General features: G+C 62.8%; 16 protein-coding genes. 7 read left to right on the plus strand and 9 right to left on the minus strand.

Annotated elements, in window-relative coordinates; translation table 11 throughout:
• Positions 1–13 precede the first annotated feature (13 nt).
• Positions 14–664, plus strand: coding sequence for an FMN-binding negative transcriptional regulator (locus tag AC07UC_RS23845; RefSeq protein WP_494907604.1), 651 nt, complete (start codon positions 14–16; stop codon positions 662–664).
• Between the two features lie 18 nt (positions 665–682).
• On the opposite strand, the gene AC07UC_RS23850 is transcribed toward AC07UC_RS23845, so the two are convergent.
• The 4 genes from AC07UC_RS23850 to AC07UC_RS23865 are packed head-to-tail and all read right to left on the minus strand — an operon-like array spanning position 683 to position 4279.
• Complete coding sequence (locus AC07UC_RS23850; protein WP_494907605.1) at positions 683–1606, minus strand: phosphatase PAP2 family protein; 924 nt, start codon at positions 1604–1606, stop codon at positions 683–685.
• A complete protein-coding gene (locus AC07UC_RS23855; RefSeq protein ID WP_494907606.1) occupies positions 1530–3179 on the minus strand; it encodes an ArnT family glycosyltransferase in 1650 nt (549 codons plus the stop codon). Before AC07UC_RS23855 ends, AC07UC_RS23850 begins: the two co-directional genes overlap by 77 nt.
• 40 nt (positions 3180–3219) lie before the next feature.
• Positions 3220–3552, minus strand: coding sequence for a lipid-A-disaccharide synthase N-terminal domain-containing protein (locus AC07UC_RS23860; RefSeq protein ID WP_056562293.1), 333 nt, complete (start codon positions 3550–3552; stop codon positions 3220–3222).
• Positions 3545–4279 (minus strand): glycosyltransferase family 2 protein, encoded by a 735-nt coding sequence (locus AC07UC_RS23865; RefSeq protein WP_494907607.1) that lies wholly within the window; start codon positions 4277–4279, stop codon positions 3545–3547. The genes AC07UC_RS23860 and AC07UC_RS23865 overlap by 8 nt, the downstream gene beginning before the upstream one ends.
• 369 nt (positions 4280–4648) lie before the next feature.
• On the opposite strand from AC07UC_RS23865, the gene tyrS reads away from it, so the two are divergent.
• Positions 4649–5902: a tyrosine--tRNA ligase gene (gene tyrS, locus AC07UC_RS23870; RefSeq protein ID WP_494907608.1), complete on the plus strand. Its 1254-nt coding sequence runs from the start codon at positions 4649–4651 to the stop codon at positions 5900–5902.
• Positions 5903–6009: 107 nt separating this feature from the next.
• Here tyrS and AC07UC_RS23875 read toward each other — a convergent pair whose 3' ends face one another.
• Entirely contained in the window at positions 6010–9390 is a 3381-nt protein-coding gene (locus AC07UC_RS23875) for a hypothetical protein (RefSeq protein WP_494907609.1), read from the minus strand.
• Positions 9391–9485: 95 nt separating this feature from the next.
• Between AC07UC_RS23875 and AC07UC_RS23880 the strand changes: the two genes are divergently transcribed.
• Positions 9486–9953: a peroxiredoxin gene (locus tag AC07UC_RS23880; protein ID WP_494907610.1), complete on the plus strand. Its 468-nt coding sequence runs from the start codon at positions 9486–9488 to the stop codon at positions 9951–9953.
• A 31-nt stretch (positions 9954–9984) separates the two neighbouring features.
• On the opposite strand, the gene AC07UC_RS23885 is transcribed toward AC07UC_RS23880, so the two are convergent.
• Together AC07UC_RS23885 and AC07UC_RS23890 are read right to left on the minus strand one after the other, a co-directional pair.
• A complete protein-coding gene (locus tag AC07UC_RS23885) occupies positions 9985–11127 on the minus strand; it encodes a GNAT family N-acetyltransferase (protein ID WP_140767856.1) in 1143 nt (380 codons plus the stop codon).
• Positions 11124–12119: a sterol desaturase family protein gene (locus tag AC07UC_RS23890; RefSeq protein WP_494907611.1), complete on the minus strand. Its 996-nt coding sequence runs from the start codon at positions 12117–12119 to the stop codon at positions 11124–11126. Before AC07UC_RS23890 ends, AC07UC_RS23885 begins: the two co-directional genes overlap by 4 nt.
• Before the next feature lie 304 nt (positions 12120–12423).
• Between AC07UC_RS23890 and AC07UC_RS23895 the strand changes: the two genes are divergently transcribed.
• Complete coding sequence (locus AC07UC_RS23895; RefSeq protein WP_494907612.1) at positions 12424–13728, plus strand: M23 family metallopeptidase; 1305 nt, start codon at positions 12424–12426, stop codon at positions 13726–13728.
• 93 nt (positions 13729–13821) lie between these two features.
• On the opposite strand, the gene AC07UC_RS23900 is transcribed toward AC07UC_RS23895, so the two are convergent.
• Together AC07UC_RS23900 and AC07UC_RS23905 are read right to left on the minus strand one after the other, a co-directional pair.
• Positions 13822–15060, minus strand: a complete 1239-nt coding sequence (locus AC07UC_RS23900) for a M20 metallopeptidase family protein (protein ID WP_494907613.1) — start codon at positions 15058–15060, stop codon at positions 13822–13824.
• Positions 15047–16225: a M24 family metallopeptidase gene (locus AC07UC_RS23905; RefSeq protein WP_494907614.1), complete on the minus strand. Its 1179-nt coding sequence runs from the start codon at positions 16223–16225 to the stop codon at positions 15047–15049. The genes AC07UC_RS23900 and AC07UC_RS23905 overlap by 14 nt, the downstream gene beginning before the upstream one ends.
• A gap of 214 nt (positions 16226–16439) precedes the next feature.
• Here AC07UC_RS23905 and AC07UC_RS23910 point away from each other — a divergent pair, with 214 nt between their 5' ends.
• From AC07UC_RS23910 to AC07UC_RS23920, 3 genes are read left to right on the plus strand one after another with little or no spacing between them, the layout of a single operon-like run.
• On the plus strand, positions 16440–17606 hold the full coding sequence (locus tag AC07UC_RS23910) for an ROK family transcriptional regulator (protein WP_494907615.1): 1167 nt from the start codon (positions 16440–16442) through the stop codon (positions 17604–17606).
• Entirely contained in the window at positions 17603–18367 is a 765-nt protein-coding gene (locus tag AC07UC_RS23915; protein ID WP_494907616.1) for an ATP-binding cassette domain-containing protein, read from the plus strand. Before AC07UC_RS23910 ends, AC07UC_RS23915 begins: the two co-directional genes overlap by 4 nt.
• A 40-nt stretch (positions 18368–18407) precedes the next feature.
• The gene (locus tag AC07UC_RS23920) at positions 18408–19448 is read left to right on the plus strand and encodes a sugar ABC transporter substrate-binding protein (protein WP_140767861.1); all 1041 of its coding nucleotides are present in this window, start codon (positions 18408–18410) and stop codon (positions 19446–19448) included.
• The last annotated feature ends 5 nt before the right edge of the window (positions 19449–19453 follow it).

A 19453-nucleotide genomic window follows, 5' to 3' on the forward strand; every position in this document is an offset into this window, starting at 1 on the left:
GGCGCCAACGCCGATGTACGAGCCTCCCCATTTCCAGGAAACGCGCCCCGATGTCGTGCATGGACTGATCAGGGCGCATCCGCTCGGCATGTTGATCTCGAACGGGCCTGACGGCCCGGTCGCCAACGCCATTCCCTTCCTGCTCGACGCCGAAGCGGCGCCGAACGGCAGGCTGCGGGCTCACCTGGCCAAGGCCAACCCGCAATGGCGCCTCATTGCCGACAATCCGGCATCGCCCTTGCTGATCGTCTTCCAGGGCACCGACGCCTATGTGACGCCCTCCTGGTACGAGACCAAGCGCGAGACCGGCAAGGTGGTGCCGACCTGGAACTATGCCATCGTGCAGGTGCGCGGCACGGCCAAAGTGATCGACGATCAGGACTGGCTGGCCCAGCAGATCGCCGACCTGACCCTATCGCAGGAAGGCCCCCGCGAGGCGCCCTGGGCGGTGACTGATGCACCGCCGCCCTTCATCCAGTCGCAGATCAAGGGCATCATCGGACTGGAGATCGAGATCAGCGAGATCCACGGCAAGTGGAAGGTCAGCCAGAACCGTCCCGTCGCCGATCGCGCGGGCGTGGCGCAAGGGCTCGAAAGCGAAACCGCCAATTCGTCCGACATGGCTCGCCTGGTGAGATCTTACGGCGGACTGGACAGCAATTAGACCAATCCGCCCTGCGACCTATCTTTCCGGGGCAACCAGCCGGAACGAGGCTTTGCGGACCGGCAATCCCGACTGCATCGGCCGGAAGATGAAGCCGAGGCGGGCAAACATCACCCCGCAGGCGAGCGCGAAGGCGCAGCCAAGGCCGAAGCCGGCGACCGTGTCACTCGGATAGTGGGCGCCAACAAAGACCCGGGTCGAGGCGATGCAGGCCGTCACCGCCAGCGCGATATACCAGCGTCGCGGAAACAAGAGCAGAAGAACGCCGAACACAGCGCCCATCGTCGTGGCATGGCCGGACGGAAAGCCGGCGAAGCGTGCATCGAAAGCAAAGGGATGCAGGGCCAGCACACCAAAATCCTGGAAGTAGAGCGGGCGGGCCCGGCCGATCGCGTATTTCAGGACATTGACCGTCAGACCGGACAGGCCGACGGCGCTCAGCACCAGGAAAGCTAGGCAAGTCCAGTTGTAGGCGAGCATCAATGATCGTCTCGAGAGACTTCGCCAATCGATCAGATTGGCCGCGACGAGCAACAGCGCGGGCGGAATGAGATACCAGCCGCCTAGGCCGAACTGCGTGAAAAAGTCGGCCAAACGGACGAATCCCGGCGACCATTGATCTCGAAGCATCCCCGCCGGGGTGTCGAGACGCACAAACGCCGCAGCGGTCAGCAGAACCCAGCCCACGCCCCAGACCGACCATACTATATTCGGGTACCTGGCGGGACGGGCGGCAAAGCGCCCTCTCACGATCCGCATCGTGTCGAGAAAATTGTCGACCGACCGGCGCCCTGTCCCCAGGAGCCTGCCAGAAACGGGTGGGCGCGATTTCACGAGCATTGGGAAGTCGACCTCATCGCCGAAGTCATTGCGCGATACGATAAAGGCCGAGCGACAATTTGTCTCCCGACGAATAGTTGATGCCGTCGACTTCGGCGACACGGTTCACCGATTTGCCTCGCACCGACAGCATGCCATTCAGTTTCTGCTCATCCTCGATCGGCGCCAGCCCCAACGCGCAGGCCGGATCGGCAAGCAGATGTTCCGCCACCCCGCCGATATCGGTCAGCACCGTCTTGGTGCCGACCAGGAATACCAGGCTCGGTTCCTGATAGCGCGCCGAGGCCAGCACCGTCGTGTCGCAAGCCTTGTTGGCAAGCACCGCTTGCTTGATCGCCGGGCTCAGCCAGATCGGCGTCAGGGATGGGGCGATGACACCGAACAGCAAGGCATAGGTGATGCCGGCGCCGGCGGCGGTGGCTCCGATACGGGGCAGCGGCACCTGCAACTGCCGCGAAAAACCCAGGTAGCCAGTGCCGAGCGCGGCTGCGGCGGCCGGAATGCTCCACCAGGAAAATGTGTGGGTGAGGTAGATCGGCGCTCCGATACAGACCGCCGCCAGACCAAGGCTGACCACGACCAGACCGAATGCAGTCGCCCACCACAGCCATTGTTGCCAGCGCCTGAGCGGTGCGTTGGCATCCTGCGGCTGCAGGGTCAGCAGCCAGCCGATCAGCAGCGCCATGCCGGGATAGGCCGGCAGAACATAGTGCGGCAGCTTCGTCGGAATGAGCTCGAATACGAGCCAGAAAGGGATGTACCAGGCGAGGCAGAAGCGCAGCCTGACATCGTCGCGCAGACGGTTGAGGGCCTGGAGGCCGGCGCCGACGGCGATCAGGCCGAAAGGCCACATGAACAGCGAATAGGTCAGCATGTAGAAGCCGGGCGGCAGGCCATGCGATTCCTCGCCCGACGCGACCTTGCCAAGCATGTCCTTGCCGACAGCCTGCTGCAGGAAAGCACCATGGCTTTTCCAGGTGATCGCGGCGAGCCAGGGCAGTGTGATCAGCACGACGAGCAACAGGCCGCGCCCGACCTTGAGTTTCGACAGCCAGCGCCCGTCACGCTCGAAGGCAAACAGCGCGGCGATTGTCAGCGCCGACAGTAGCGGCGCAATCGGCCCCTTTATGAGGATCGCTGCCCCTTGCGCGATCCAGAATATCCACCAGAGATGGCCGGCGACAGGTTCGTTGCGGCGCGCTGCCAGGTAGATCTGCGCCATTGCGCCTTGCGCCGCCACGCAGCAGGCGAGCAGCATCGCATCGGTCTTGGCGTCGCGGCCCTCGAAGGCCGTGGCGAAGATCGCCGCCATCACCAAGCCGGCGGCGAGGCCGGCATTGGCGCCGAAAAGATTGGTCCCTGTCCAGGCGATCGCCAGCACCGCAATGGCAATGCCAAGCGCGGAGATCGTGCGGTAGACCCAGATCGGCGCTTCGGCCCCCTTACCGCTCAAGGTCACGGCGGCAGATTGTAGCCAATAGATACCGATCGGCTTCTGGTAGCGCGAGGCGTCCTGGAAGCGGATGTCGACATAGTCGCCGCTCTCCGCCATCTGCTTGGTGGCCTGGACGAAGCGCGACTCGTCCCGGTCGATCGGCGGCAAGGATGCCAACCCCGAAACCGTCATCACCAGACTGAACAGGAAGAGAAAGATGTAGTTCCTGTTCAACGCCATGCTCGAGCCTCTCTGGTCATTTCTTGATGTGACAGGCCGCTCAATCGACCTTGGTCATCGCCGCCTTGCGCTCATTGGCGATCAACCAGAGATTCCTGATGTAGATGAACATACCCATGGCCTGGCCGGCGATGAACACCGGGTCCTGGCGCTGTATGGCATAGATCAGAAGCAGGCCGCCGCCGAACAGGGAGAAGAACCAGAAGGCCACCGGGACCACGCTGCGCTTGGCCTTTTCGGAGGCGAGCCACTGCACGACGAAGCGCATGGTGAAGAAGAACTGGGCGATGAAGCCGAGCAGGACCCACGCATCGAATTGCTTGATGAAAACCTGGTGAAGCCACGTCGCCAGTTCCTGAAGCACGTTAAACACGCTTGATTTCCTCTACTTTTGGCATTCTGCGGCGCCTGCGGCGCAGCCACCAGACACCACCGAGATCGAGTGCGCCTTGCAGGCCGCGGTCGAAAATGCCGTAGTTCGACTTGCCGTGCCGGCGCGAGCGGTCGACCACATCGCAATGCACGACGCGATAGCCCTCCTGGATGACCAGAGCGGGGACGAAGCGGTGCGTGCCGTCGAAAAACGGCAGCTTGCGCAGGATATCGGTATGGACGGCCTTGAGGCCGCAGCCGGTATCGCGCGTCTCATCATGCAGGATGGCGTTTCTGAGCCAGTTGGCGAAGCGCGACGCCAGTTGCTTGACCTTGCTGTCGCGGCGCTTGAGGCGCTGCCCCTGGGCGGCGCCGAAATCGGGGCCGGCCTGCCGCAAGGCGTCCACCAGCATGGGGATGTATTGCGGATCGTTCTGGCCGTCACCGTCGATCGTGGCAACGATGCTGCCGCGCGCCGCCCAGGCGCCCGAACGCACCGAGAGGCTTTGGCCAGCGGATTTCTGGTGCCGCAATTCCCGTACCGGAAAGGAGCGAAGCGTCGCCTGCTCGGTCAGCACGGCAGCCGTCTCGTCGGTCGAGCCGTCGTTGACGATGATCAGTTCGAAGTCGCGCCCGGCCATCGCCGTCTCGATCTCGTCGATCAGCAGCGGCAGGTTTGCCGCCTCGTTCCTGCAAGGAATGACGATGGATATCAATGCGTCCGGCATGTCGCGTCGGGGCTCTGTCGTCGGATATGGCATTCTTGGATGCCGTGCGGTGCCGCTCGAGGTCGTGGGCTGCAAGAACCTTTGGCGCGGCGCCTCATTACGCCAGCCGAAACGATGAAGCAAGCATTGGTGCCGGGCGGTCCGTTGCGCCGTTTCAACAACCGGTGATCATCAGGACATCTTGTGCTCCTTCGCGCGCAGGCGATCGGACGCAAAACCGGATTCCACTTTTGCTGATCGCGAACTCCTGGTTGCCGCACGATCGGACGCAAAACTGGATTCCACTTTTGCTGATCGCGCTTGGATGCTAAACGCGCCCGTTCACATACGCCCGCGCCGGACCGGGCGGACGCTTTCGGGAAAGAAACCATGCCTGCCTTCAAATCCGATTTCCTGCGCACGATGAGCGAGCGCGGCTTCATCCACCAGATTTCGGATGAGACCGGCCTCGACCAACTTTTCGCCAAGGAAACGGTCACCGCCTATGTCGGCTACGACGCCACCGCCACCAGCCTGCATATCGGCAATTTGATCTCCGCGACCATGCTTTACTGGCTGCAGGAGACCGGGCACCGGCCGATCGCGCTGATGGGCGGCGGCACGTCGATGATCGGCGACCCGTCCTTCCGTGACGACCAGCGCAGCCTTCTGACACCCGAGGCGATCGCCACCAACATCGAGGGCATCAAGCGCATCTTCGGCCGCATCCTGCGTTTCGGCGACGGCCCGAACGACGCCATCATGGTCAACAACGCGGACTGGCTGATGAAACTCAACTATGTCGAGTTCCTGCGCGACGTCGGCCGGCATTTTTCCGTCAACCGCATGCTGACCTTCGACAGCGTCAAGCTGCGGCTCGACCGCGAGCAGTCGCTGTCGTTCCTCGAATTCAACTACATGATCCTGCAGGGCTATGATTTCGTCGAGCTCGCCCGGCGCCAGAACTGCCGCCTGCAGATGGGCGGATCGGACCAGTGGGGCAACATCATCAACGGCGTCGATCTCGGCCATCGCATGGGCACGCCGCAGCTTTACGCTTTGACCACGCCGCTGCTCACGACATCGTCGGGCGCCAAGATGGGCAAGTCGGCGAAGGGAGCGGTGTGGCTCAACGGCGACCTCTTCTCGCCTTATGATTTCTGGCAGTACTGGCGCAACACCGAGGACGCCGATGTCGAGCGCTTCCTGAAGATATTCACCCGCCTGCCCCTCGATGAGATCGCCCGCCTGGCGGCCCTCGGCGGCTCCGAGATCAACGAAGCCAAGAAGGTGCTGGCCACGGAGACGACGGCGATCGTCCATGGCCGCGAAGCGGCAAACCAGGCCGAGGAAACCGCGCGAAAAACCTTCGAGGAAGGCGCTCTAGCGGAGACATTGCCGACGGTCGAGGCCGACAAGGCATCGCTGGAGGCCGGCGTCGGCATCCTGTCGCTGCTGGTCACGGCCGGGCTGGCATCGTCCAATGGCGAGGCGCGGCGGCACATCCAGGGCGGTGCGGTTCGCATCAATGACCAGTCGGTCAGTGATGATCGCCGCATGGTCACGCTTCAGGATCTGAGTCCGGAAAACGTCGTAAAGCTTTCACTCGGCAAGAAAAAACACGTTCTGGTGCGGCCGGCCTGAGGCCGCTTAGAGCCGTTCACCATTTCACGGAAACGGTGAACGGCTCTAACTATTTGTTTTGACGCAATTCCGGACGGAAAACCGCTTCACACTTTTCCTGGAATTGCTCAGCGATACTCGAAGATCGACCTGAATATTCCCGGCGCGATCACCGACAGCGGATTGACGTCGAGCACCGGCTTGTTGGCATTGCCCCTGAGCCGGTAGGTGACGCCAATCAGGCCGCGGTCGCGGCCGTTGCCAAGCAGCGCGCCGACGATGGGCAACTCGCCGAAGATGCGGTTGAGGCCATAGACCGGCATGAAGGTGCCCGTCATGTCCATATTGTTGTTCTGGTCGTAGAGGATGCCCTGGAACGTCGTGCCGATGCGGGGGCCGCGCAGCACGCCATTGGCAAGCTTCAGATAGCCGCTGCCTTTCTCGATCTCGGCGTAGCCGCGCTCGAACTTGACCCGCGACGTGTCGAGATTGCCCTTGACCGCCTGATTGAGACTGCGGTTGTCGCCGGCCGGCGTGGTCGAGACGATGGAGGCCAGTTTCGGTTCATTGACGATGAAGAAGTTGCTGGTATCGACTTTGCCCTTCATCGGCCCGTCGCCTGCCCCCGTCAGCGCCAAGGTGATCGACCCGCCTTCCATATGCTCGTAGATGTTGAGGAATCTCAGGATAGCGCCTGCATCCGCCGACTGCACGTTGAGCGAGCGCCGGCCGTCGCCGGCAGTGTTGCTGACTGCTATGGCCGCGCCCGAACTGGCCGTGGCGCTGACCTTCAGGCCGTTCACCCTTGAACCGGCCGCGCTGTAGTCCAGCTTCAGGTTGGACAATTGTTCGTCGTGGAAACCAGTAAGCTGTTCGACGTCGGCGCTGACGGAGATGTTGTCTGTTCCGGTGGTCTTGGTTGCGGTGTCGACATCCGACATGAACTGCTTGATGAGCGATCGGGCGTCGAGCGCATTGCCATTGATGTCGACCGCGTAGCCCTTGCCCGACCGCTTCACCGAAATCGCGACATCGTCACCTCTGTTCAAGGTGACCTTGCTGAATTTTGCCGACGACAGGGCGCCGTTGACCAGCACGATGCTGCCGTCGATGGAGAATGTTTTGCCGTCGAGGTTGAAGTCGGACAGTGTCGTGGTGTCGCCGGACTTGGTCATGACGAAGGTGACACTGGCCGGGACCCCTGCCCCCTTGCTCCAGCCGGCCCAGGGAATGTCCAGCCTGGCATTGGTCAGGTCGGCCGAGACGTTCTGATTGCCGCCACCACTCTTGTCGATCGCGACCTTCACCGTTCCGCCGAGCAGCGGCGTCAGGCCGGGCATGGCGGCGGCGCGGATCTTGTCGTCAAGCACCAGGGCTACCTTGCGGCTGCGCGGCGGCCCGTTATCCACCAGCGGCTCGACGAGGTCGAGTTCGGCCGGAATGTTGTTCAACGACGCCTTGGCGGAAATCACCGCCTTTTCCGGGTCGACCGTGATCGAGCCGTCGGCATCGGTGACGGTCTGTCCCTCGAACGGCTTGGCCAGCGACAGGCCGGTGTAGTCGAGGGACACCAGCCAGTCCAGTTTCGAGGTGTCGACACCGGACTGCAACGGAATGTCGGCCCTGACATGGCCGGTAACGCTGCCGGACAGGTCCTCCGGCAGGAAGCCGACATGGCGCATGGCGTTGATCGGTTCGTAGGAGGCGAGTTCCGCGACAGCCGACGCCTCTCCCTCCACGTCAATGTCGAGTGCGCCGATGACCGGCGGGTGGTTCGCCGCCTTGACCGACAGTGTGCCGTTGCTGGCCGCCACGGTGCGGCCGCTGGGCATGAAGACGGTGCCCGAGGAGAGCGAAATGTCGACGTCGTTGCCGTGGAAGGCGACGACGCCGACCGCGTCGCGTATCGGCGGAATGCGCCCGGCCGTGTCGAAGCGCGACCCTTCGATCTGGAAGCGGCCGAACACTTCGTCTGCAGAAAGCGGAACACCATTGCCGAGGCGATCCGGCACGACCTGGAACTGAAGATTGGCATCGACGACGCGGCCGCCGAACAGATTATCGAGCACCCAGAGCCGCGCGTTGCGCGCCGAAAACCACGGCCACAGCTGCTTGACGTGCGAGACCAGCATGTCATGGACGTTGAGCGCCAGATTGATACCGGGAGCCTTGCCGTCAACGAATTCCACGGCCGCGGTGCCAAGCACCTCGCCGGAAGCGTCGGACCGAACCGCGATCTGCTCGGCCACCAGCTTATGGCTCTTGGTCTGATAGACGCCGGCGATACGGGCGATAAACGCCAGCGCGGGCTCGGGCGATTCCGATGGCGCCAGGGTCGAACCGTCGCTGGTCAGGTCATAACGATAGGAGGGTTCCTCGCCCGCCGCCCCTGTCGCCGGCTTCGGCCCTATCGAGCCGCCGAAATTGAAAGAAGACCGCCCGGTCTTCAGCAGGAGCCTGTCGACCTGGATCTTGTTGCTGCCATGGACAAGCGTGGCATCTACGTCGAAATCGGCCGGCAGCAGGCCGCGCGTGCCAAGATCAAGCACGGACCCGGCGGACGAGATCGCGGCTGTCAGCCGCGATGCATTCGCACCGGATCCTTCCGATCCTGTCAGCTTCAATGCGACCGCACCCAGCTTCCCGGCTCCGGCAGTGGTGTTGTCGGCAGGCGCCAGGTCGATGTTCGCTGTCAGCGCCGTCACGCGGTGCGCCGCGATATCGCGGGTGGCGGAAGCGGCAAGGGTAACCTTTCTGCCGTCGACATTCGCCTCGGAGGAAAACTCCATACCGCCCGGACCCGATTGTACGACGGTGGCGTCGGTGATCGTGATCAGCCTGACCGCCCCGGTTTCGGGCAATACGAATTCGACATTGCGGAGATCGATCCGGCGCAGCGAATCCTCCCGCACGGCGTCGAGCGCCTGATGGATATTGCCGAACACCGCGTCGGACAGTTTCTCCGGGTCGACAAGGCCATCCTCATTGCGCAAGCCGGCTGTCCAGTCACCGCCTGACGGCATCGCGGCCGTGACGATGCGCGCGTCGGATATCCTGGCGCTGGTCAGCCGCACCTCCCCCCACAGCAGCGGTATCAGGCGCATGCCGAAGCGAACACGGCCGGCATCTGCCATCGGCTTGCCATCCGATGTCTTCAGGCTGACGTCGCTGACCTGAAGCGCGACGAAGCTCGAACTGTCGAGCGTGATGCGCGCCGGCCCGACAGCGACATGGACATCGACGCCGGCAAGTCTCTCGATGGCGATCTCGGCTTCCGTCCGAAGCCGCTCGGAGCCGATGCCGGACGCTCCGACCAGATAGACGACGACTGCTGCCAGCAACACGAGGCTGACGACGCCGGCGAACACGCGCGAAAGGATGCGGAAGCCGCGGCCGATCGACGCCTGACCGAGCGGCGGGACGCGGCACGCGGACGGCAAAGCCCCCAGGTCGGTGATTTCATCCCGCCTGAACCTGATCTTCTCGTGCTGCGGTTGCTCCTGATCCACGCCATCTTCCGTTGTACGAATTCGCTCGTGGACGAATCCCCGCTCGACACTATATCGGTGTGGCTTCGCGCGTAACCTCAAACAAGGGCATCGATATGGCTGACCTCGACGTGGGCGATCTTGCGCCGCAATTCGACCTGCCGCGAGATGGCGGCGGTTCGCTCAGCCTGGCCGCGTCGGCCGGCAAACCCGTGGTGCTCTACTTCTATCCGCAGGACGACACCACAAGCTGCACGCAGGAGGCGATCAGCTTTTCACAGCTGAAGCCGGACTTCGAGAAGGCCGGTGCCGTCGTGATCGGCCTGTCGCCCGATCCCGTCAAGAAGCATGACAAGTTCAAGTCGAAATACAATCTCACCATCGATCTCGCCGCCGACGAGGAACGCAAGGTGATCGACGCCTACCATCTCTGGGTCGAGAAATCGATGTATGGCCGCAAATACATGGGCGTCGAGCGCGCGACATTCCTGATCGGCCGCGACGGGCGGATCGCCAGGATCTGGCGCAAGGTCCGGGTCAAGGGCCATGCCGAGGAAGTGCTGGAAGCCGTTCGCGCGCTTTGAGCGCGCGATGCCACGTTCACATGAGCCGGCCTTACTCGTCGGGTGTTTCCGCCTTCGGCTGCCGCCGCTCCCGCCAGGATTTCGCAACATGGTTCGCATGATCGGCCAGCGCGGCGAGATGGCCGCGCAGACCGCGCGCGCCCATCATCGACCACAGCGTTACTGATTCCGTGGCAAAGCGGCGCTTGAAGTCCTCGCCGCCGCAGAGAAAATCAACCTTGGCCAAGCCGCGGTCGAGCGACCACTGGATGTAGTCCATCATCAACACCATGCCCGGCGAGGCGCGCTCGTATTCGGGATCGTAGGTGGTGACGAAAGCCATCATCGTGCCGTGCTGCTCGAAATTGATGGAGACTGCGATAATCGTGCCGTCAAGCTCCAGCACGAAGATGCGCAACAGCCCGAGTTCGGCCAGCACGGAAACAAGCGCGGCGAGAACGGGCGAGCCCTCGTCGAACAGGTCCGAGACGCGGCCATGCCGGGCGAGCCAGAGGCGCTTCAGCGCCGCAACCCGCGCGAGCACAGGCTCGCGCGGCTCGTCCGCATCCAGCAGGCGGAAACGCAATTCCCCGCCTTCCTCCATGAACTTGCGGCCGCGACGGTAGTTCTGCCGGGCCTTCTTGGACAGCGTCTCGAACCATTTCGCCCCACCCTGCCAGGAACCGGCGACACGGTAGCTGATTTCACTGCGGTGGTTGGGCCGTAGTGCCTTGCCATGGCGCGAGGCCGGGTCCAGCAGAGCACCAACACCGGCATCCGGCAGCAGACGGTTGAGATAGATCAGGTCGAAGCCACCCTGATCAAGAACATACTGCCAGAGCCGGGAGAGCACCTGCGGATCACAGTCGGGGGCCAGCAGCGCGTCGCCATAGTCGCTGTGATCCTTCGCCGCCCATTCGAGCATACGGATGCCGGAGCGCTTGAAAGTGGCGAGCGCAATCACGCCATCGAGCCGGTCGCCGTTCCAGGCCAGTCCGATCCTGAGCGTGCGCAGTTCCTGCTGCGGCGTCGTGCGCCACCAGGCCGCGATCCATTCCGGGTGCTGGAAGACCAGCCCGCCGACGCGCCGCCAAAGTGCGCTCCAGGCCGGCGTGATCTCGGCCAGCCGCTCCGCCGATGTCACGACTTCGAAGGTGCGTGTCCGCGGGATGGCGAGCACGAAAGGAGCGTTCATGGCCGTGTCCCTTCAGATGATCGTGAGGTCCTTGGTTTTCCAGGTCGCATGCGCCTGGCGATGTGCCTCCACATCCGCTTCAGCGGCATGACATAGAGGCCGGCGAGCGACTGATAATCGCGCACATCGCGGTCAATCAGTCCGAACTTGAAGTCCTCGTCGGGCTTCGGCACGCACAATGTTCCGAACAGCCGGTCCCAGAACGAGAACAGCAGGCCGAAATTCTTATCGTAGTGGCGTGGATCGGTGCTGTGATGCAACTGGTGCCAATGAGGACACAGGATCACATTGTTGAGCGGGCCGAACGAGATCTTGAAATGCGTGTGCCTGACGAAATCCATCATCAGGATGTTGCGCATGACATAGACGTTCACGCCAAAGACGGTCAGTTCGACAAGGTTCAGCGAAATCAGCGACCAGATGCCGAAGCAGATGCCGACGATGAGGCCGTCCCAGGCCCGATTCATCAGTTCGTCGAGCGGGTGGACCCGATCCTTGGTGATCCCGACCATCACCTCGGCCGAGTGATGCACCTTGTGCAACTCCCAAAGCAGCGGATAGCGATGCTGGGCGACGTGATAGAGATAATAGGAAATGTCGTAGGCAAGCAGCATGGTGATGGTGAAGATCAGCACCGTCACCGGCCCCGCCGGCCCCTCGATCAGAGGCGGCTGGAACTGGAAGAGTGTCGAAAACAGCCAATTGGTCGCGTAGCCAACCGCGGTGACGAAGACAATGCCGGCGGGCAGCATCAGGAAGGGCATCAGGGCCTTCTTCGTCACCCAGAACAGCAGATCGGCCTTCGCCGAGGGATGGGTGATGACCTCGTGCGGGATGACGAATTCGAAAAACTCCTTCCAGCTCTTATTCTCGACCGTGCGCCAATAGGCCACGAGCGCGCTGACAAAGGCAGTCAGCAGCAAAAGCCCCATCGCCAGCAGACCAGTACCCGAAATCTTGTCGAGGATCTTGCCAACCAGATCGCTCAGCATTCCCATAGCCAAAATGAATCCCAAATCCCGGCACGCTTTTACTCGAAAACTGTCAACTAAAAGCAATCGAAGACAGTTAAGAAACTAACCTCTAACGCGCGAGCGACAATCGCTTCTCCTGCCAGCACATTGGTGACGATTGCCAGGGATTTCGCGACACCGGGGCCTCAACTTGGCGGTTTTCATGCAACCTCCCGCCCGCCCCGCGTGCATTCGTCGCCGCGCATTCAATCCCGCAAAGCTTTGTTAACCTTAATAATGTGTAGTCAGGGCGTCGTGATGTCGTAAACGAAAGCTTGGTCCCGTGAACGCAACCGGTCAGTCCGCAGTCTTCGGCAGGCGCAAGGAACCTCACACGATAATCATCGCGCGCGGCAACGAGATCAGGCATTTCACGATCCGGCCCTGGCTCGCGGCATTCATCGGTTCAGCATTCGCCGCCATTGCCATCGGCTACCTGCTGGCCACGTCCTATCTCGTGCTGCGCGACGACCTGATCGGCGCCACCACCGCGCGCCAGGCGCGCATGCAGCAGGCCTATGAAGACCGCATCTCGGCGCTTCGCGCCCAGGTCGACCGCATCACCAGCCGCCAGTTGCTCGACCAGCAGCTGATGGAAACCAAGGTCAGCGAACTGCTTGAACGCCAGACACAGCTCAGCCAGCGGCACGGCCGTCTCGGCCCGCTGCTCGAACGCGCTGAGAATGAGGTCGGAACGGAGCCCGCCGAGGATCCCGCAGCAGCTGCCAAGCCCGACAAGCACGCCGAAGTGACTGGCAGCATCAACCAGCCGGCGCCGAGCTACGCGGTCGCCAGCCTGGGCGTGGACCTGGGTGCCGCCGACACCAGGCCGTTCTCCCTGTGGTCGACCCGTACCGATCCACTGCCCAGCGATTCCGCAGCAGATCGCGCGGACAAGCTGTTCGTTTCGATCAACCAGTCGCTGAAATCCATCGAGAACGAACAACTCACGCGCATCAGCACGCTCTCCGACAATGCCTACAAGAGCGCGGATGCCATCCAGCAGGCGCTGGCGGCGGCCGGGCTGCCGGTCGACAGCGATTTCGGCAAGAACGAGAGTGATGTCGGCGGCCCGCTGATCCCGCTCGACAGTTCGATGATCTTCGACAGCAAGGTCAAGGAACTGGACGAAGCCCTGGATACGCTTGATCAATTAAAGAAGGAAGCGCGCCGGCTGCCGCTTGCCAACCCCGCCCCTGGCCACTCCGTCACCAGTCCGTTCGGCGTGCGCACCGATCCTATCCTCGGCACTGCCGCGCTGCATTCGGGAATGGACTTCCGGGCTCCCATCGGCATGGCGGCCAAGGTCACGGCGCCCGGCATTGTCACGAAGGCCGGCTGGAACGGAGGCTATGGCCGCATGGTGGAAGTCGACCACGGCAATGGCTTTGCCACCCGCTACGGACATCTGAGCGAAATCGACGTGACCGTGGGCGAGAAGCTGGACGCCGGCGCCATCGTCGGCAAGACCGGCAGCAGCGGCCGCTCGACCGGCCCGCATCTGCACTATGAGGTGCGCCACAATGGCGAAGCGATCGATCCCCTGCGCTTCCTCACCGTCGGCAAGAAGGTTGCCCAGTATCTCTGAGGCGCGCCAGCCCGGGTTGGATCAGCAATATTGAACATGCATTTCAAGGGGCCCTCATGCAAACCATGCATGAGCCGCTCTTGGATCGCCTGATCAGTCTGTGCATCCCGGCTGCGTCGACAGAAACCTGGTACACGCTGCAACCAACGTGGCCGCACCAATCTTCAAGGCGGCCTCATCCACCCGAAACCGGGGATGGTGCAGCGGAAAGACCGACCCGACCTGCTCGTTACGGATTCCGAGCCGGAAATAGACCGATGGGCGCTTCTCGCTGTAGTAGCCAAAATCGTCGGCAATGGTCCATCCGGGCGTGTTGAGGACATTGTCGGCGCCGATGCAAGCCCTGCCGCTGGCGGCAATCAGTTCGGCCATCTCGCCGTCGTTGACGACCCCCGGTTCGCCCTTGTGGATGGCAAGCTCTACACTGGCGCCGTGGCTGGCCGCCATGCCCTCCAGTATTTCGCGAACACGCCGCCAGGCCCGTTCGCGGGTTGCATCGCTGCCGCTGCGGATGGTCCCTTTCAAAGTGACCTTGCCGGCGATCACATTGTAGGCGCTGCCGCCATTGATACCGGTAACTGAAATGACCAGCGGATCGTAGGGATCAATCTCGCGCGAGACGATCCTCTGCAATTCGCTCACCATGGAGCAGGCAACGGCGACCGCATCGATGCCCTCATAGGGCTTTGCCGCATGGGCCGCCTCGCCGATCACGACGGCGTCGAACGTATCGCAGGCCAGCGTGTAGGGGCCCGAGCGGACCGCGATCTTGCCTGATGGCGTATACGGATCGACGTGAAGGCAGATCGCGGCGTCGATATCGTCGAGCAGCCCCTCCTCCACCACACGTTTGCCGCCCGAGGGCGAGTCCTCCTCGGCCGGCTGGAAGATGAGACGCACGGTGCCGCCAAAATCGGCCCTTGATTTATGGAGGTGCGCGGCAACCGTGAAACCCATCGATGCGTGGGCATCGTGGCCGCACGCATGCATCACGCCGGGATTGGTCGAGGCATAATCGACGCCGGACTCTTCTTCGATCGGCAAGGCATCGATATCGGCGCGAATGGCGATCTTTCGATTTGACGGCTTGCCGGTGCCGACAATATCGACGGCCAGGCCGAAGCCCGCGACATCGCGAATATCTGACATTCCCTCGCCGGCCAGCATCTGCCTGAGATAACGCTGCGTGTTGGCCTCGCGGTTCGACAGTTCGGGATTGCGGTGCAAATGGCGCCGTATCTCGATCATGCGGTCGAGAAGCCCGGCGTCGATATCGACCGCGCCGGGACCGGCAACATCGCCTGCCGTGGCCGAACCCTCAGGATTTGACATGGATCTCTCGCGGGAACTTCGTCAGCGTCTCGTGCCCGGTTTCGGTCACCAGGATGGTCTCGGAGACCTCGATGCCCCAGCCATCCATCCACATGCCGAGGATGGAATGAAGGACGTTGCCGGGTTGAAGTATCGTCTTGTCGCCGGGCCTGAGGCTGATCGTGTGCTCGCCCCAATCCGGCGGATAGGCAACGCCGATGGAATAGCCAATGCGCGATTCCTTCTTCAATCCGTAGCGCTGGATGACCTTGCGCCACGCACCCTCGACCGCTTCGGCCGACGTTCCCGGCCTGACCGCATCGAGAACCGCGTCCATGCCCTCGATCACCGCCTTCGCCGTGTCCGAGACACGCGTCGGCGTCTTGCCGAGCTGCATCGTTCTTGCCAGGCCGGCCGCATAGCGGCGGCAGACACCGGCCAGTTCCAGCGCAATCGTCTCGTTGTCTCCAAACCGCCGGTCGCTCCACATGATGTGCGGGGCCGAGGCATTCTCGCCGCCGAGGATGGTCGGCGGAAGAGCGGTGATGTCGCCCGCGAAATCCGGACTGCCGGCGATCTGCGCCGTCTGGATGGCAGCAATGGTATCGCATTCGCGCACACCAGGCGCGATCACCTCGAAGGCCCGCGCGACGGCCGCCTCGGCCAGAGTCGATGCCTTGCGCAGATAGGCGATCTCGGGTGCCGATTTGACCGCGCGGATCCAGTTCACCAGAAGGTCGGCATCGTGCCATTTGGCGTTGGGAAGGCCGGCGACGAGCCTGGCATGTGCCTTTGGCGAGAAATAATAGGCTTCGAGCTCGATGCCGATATGCCTGACACCCCATCCCTTGGCGGAGATCCAGTTCGCGATCCAGTCCATGGGATGGCGATCGGCCCGCTGAACATGATCTTCCGGGAAGCCAACCACGTTCTCGGGCTTCATCCATGCCGTCAGAAGACCACCGGCCGCATCCATGGCGCGCCCGATCCAGACCGGCTCGACCTCTTCCAAGGGAACCAGCACCACCTGCGGCGTGTAGAATGACCAGCCATCATAGCCGGTGATGTAATGCTGGTTGGCAACGTCGTTGACGACAAGAAGCTCGAGACCGCGCCTCGCCATCTCGGTGCGGATATTGCGAAGCCGCTGCTGGTATTCGTCGCGGGCAAACGGCAGTTCGATCATCTTTGCTCCATGCTCTCTTCAACGGTTGCGAGGCTCCACCATTGAAGCGTTTTGCCGTGACGGCAATCGGCCAAGGGCGACAGGTGAACAGGTCCTAGGCCGGATACGACCTACACCCACCGGGAGCTTGGAATGCCGCTTCAATTTATTTTTGAATTCCATTTGACTGAATAAATCTTTGGTGCGAACCTCGCGTCAACCGAGGGCGCAAGGCGTGGCATTGCGGGGGACCAATCAGGAGTTCGGGCGGCCGTACAACCGGCGCATCGTGCTTGAGTCCATCCGCCTTCATGGACCGATCGCCCGTGGCGAGATCGCCAACCGCGTCGGCCTTACCGTCCAAACGGTCTCGACCATCGTTCGTGAATTGGAAGAACAGGGCTACATCCTCTCGGTGCGCGAAGAGCCGAAGGGGCGCGGCCTGCCCCCTGCGACGCTGCGGATCAATCCCGAGGGCGGCTATGCCGTCGGCATCCACATCACCCCGCTCGGCATCAATGCCGCCTTGATCAATCTGAGCGGCGACGTGATCGAGAGCACCTATCGCGATGCCCCGAACGCGACACCGGACCATGCCTTCGACCTGATCGGCGCGATGGTGATTGAATTGACCAGGTTGCGGGCCGGAGGACGGGTGCTTGGGGTCGGCCTGGCCCTGCCCGGACCATTCGGCGTCGAATCCATGAGTTTTGTCGGCCCGACCACCATGACCGGCTGGAAGGATGTGGCGCTGCGCGAGCGGCTGGCGGCCTCGACCGGGCTGCCGGCCTTCTTCGAAACCGACATGGCGGCGGCAGCCATGGGCGAGCGGCTCTACGGCCTCGGCGCTCAATTCTCTGAATATTACTACCTCTATTTCGGCGTCGGCCTTGGCGGCGTCATGGTTCATGACGGCAGCCCGCTGCGTGGCGCCTGGGGAAATGCCGGCGAGGTCGGGCACATCCCTGTCGTTCCCGGCGGCGAGGCCTGTCCCTGCGGTAACCAGGGTTGTCTCGAAAGATACCTATCGCTCGAGGCGCTCCGGCGCTGGAATGGCAGCGAGGCCGATTGGGTCGCGGAAGTCGCACCGATCTTTCACAATGCCATTGCCGTCATCGAGAATCTCTTCGACCCCGAAACGGTCATCCTCGGCGGGCTGGCATCCACCGACCTGCTCGAACGGCTGGCTGGCTCGACCGACGGTCTCCACAACTCCGTTTCCGCGCGCAAGGACCGCACGACGCCCCGGGTCATGGTCGCACGCGGCGGTCAACATTCGGTATTGCGCGGTGCCGCCGCCCTCGCGGTTTCCGGAGTGTTGTCGCCCCGCTTCGGCCAGATGTTCACGGCCGAGCGCGAACGCGGCCGCGATCTCCTCGCGGCCAAGGAGATTGCCGCATGAGCGAACCGCTGCTGGTACTCGACAACGTCACCAAGAACTACGGCGCGATCGAAGCGCTCAAGGGGATCAGTTTCTCCATCGGCAAGGGTGAGGTCGTGGCGCTGCTCGGCGATAATGGCGCAGGCAAATCGACACTGGTCAAGATCATCGCCGGCGGGCTGGAGCCGACCTCCGGCCGCATGCTGTTCGAGGGCAAGGAGTTTCTTGCCAGATCGCCGGCCGAGGCGAAGGCGGCGGGCATTGAAACCGTCTACCAGGACCTGTCGCTGTGCACCAATGTCGACGTGGTGGCTAATTTCTTCATGGGCCGTGAGATCACCAGGAAGGTGCTCGGCATTCCCGTGCTCGACGAGCGCGCCATGGAGGCCGTCGTCGCAAAGGCGCTGGCAAGTGCGGGCACCCGCATCCCATCGCTGCGCACCAATGTCGAGCATCTCTCGGGCGGCCAGCGCCAGGCCATCGAGCTCAACCGCTTCGTGCATTGGGGCGGCAAGCTGGTACTCCTCGACGAGCCGTTCGCGGCGCTGGGCGTCGAACAGACGCGGCGCGGTCTCGACATGATCCGCCAGGTGGCGAGCCAGGGCATCGGCGTCGTCATCATCACCCATATCATGCAGCAGGCTTTTCAGGTCGCCGACCGGATCGTGGTGATCCGGCAAGGGGTCGTGGCCGGCGATGTAGCCAGAAACAGAACAAGTCCCGATGCGGTGATCAACATGATCACCGGCGCGACGCTTGCCGGTGCCGGACCGGCTGGCTGAGGGACAAAAAGAGGGGTCCGGCTCAACAGGAGCGAACGACATGAAGCGAATACTTCTTGCTGTCTTCGGTATCCTGGCACTGGCCTTTGCCACGCTCACGCCGGCATTCGCCCAGTCCAAGGGAACCGTCTACTATATGGTGCCGACATTGCTGGACGAGTTCCAGACCGGCTCGGTGACCGCGCTGGAGCTGTTCCTGAAACAGGTCGGCTACGAGATAAAGACGCTGAACGCCGACAACAAAACCGACGCCCAGCAATCGCAGATGAACGACGTCATCGCGCTGAAGCCAAAGGCGATCATCCTGGCGGCCGTCGATTTCAACGCGCTGAAGCCGTCCATCGAGGCCGCACGTGCCGCCGGCATCCCGGTGGTCGAGTTCGACCGCCAGATCACGTCGACGCCTTCCGACTTCACCTCGGTGGCGGGTACCGTCGAGATCGGCCATATCGCCGCCGACCAGGCGGAGAAGCTGCTGAAGGCGAAGAACGGATCGGTGAAGGGCAAGGTGCTGCAGGTGCTCGGCGATCCCGGCGATCCCTACACGCTCGACATCCAGAAGGGTTTCGAGGAGAAGATGAAGGCGTTCCCGGACGTCAAGATCATCTCGCTGCCTGCCATGCAGTGGGAAGCCAGCAACGCCGGCACCATCGTCGCCGACCAGATGCTGGCCAACCCCGACATCGACCTGATCTTCAGCCATGCCGCGCATCTCTCGGTCGCCGCCGTCGCCTCGCTCGAGGCCGCCGGCAAAAAGCCGGGCGACGTCATGCTGATGAGCTCGAATGGCGCGCCGGTCGGCCTCGACCTGATCCGCAAGGGTTGGCTCAACGTCGAAGTCGAGCAGCCGCTCTACGCGCAGGCCGCGGCCGTCGCCATGTTCATGGACAAGGTCGCCAACAAGCAGGAGATCAAGCCCGGTGAATATGACGTGCTGGGCCTGAAATCGACCGTGACCAAAGAGGCGTGGGGGCCGAACATCAAGATCCCGGGTGCCGCCATTACAAAGGAAAACGTCGACAATCCGGCCTTCTGGGGCAACCAGAAGGCGCCGACGGACACCGTCAAACCGGTCGAATAGGCCGG

This window comes from Mesorhizobium sp. GW821-FHT04C10 (assembly GCF_059420305.1).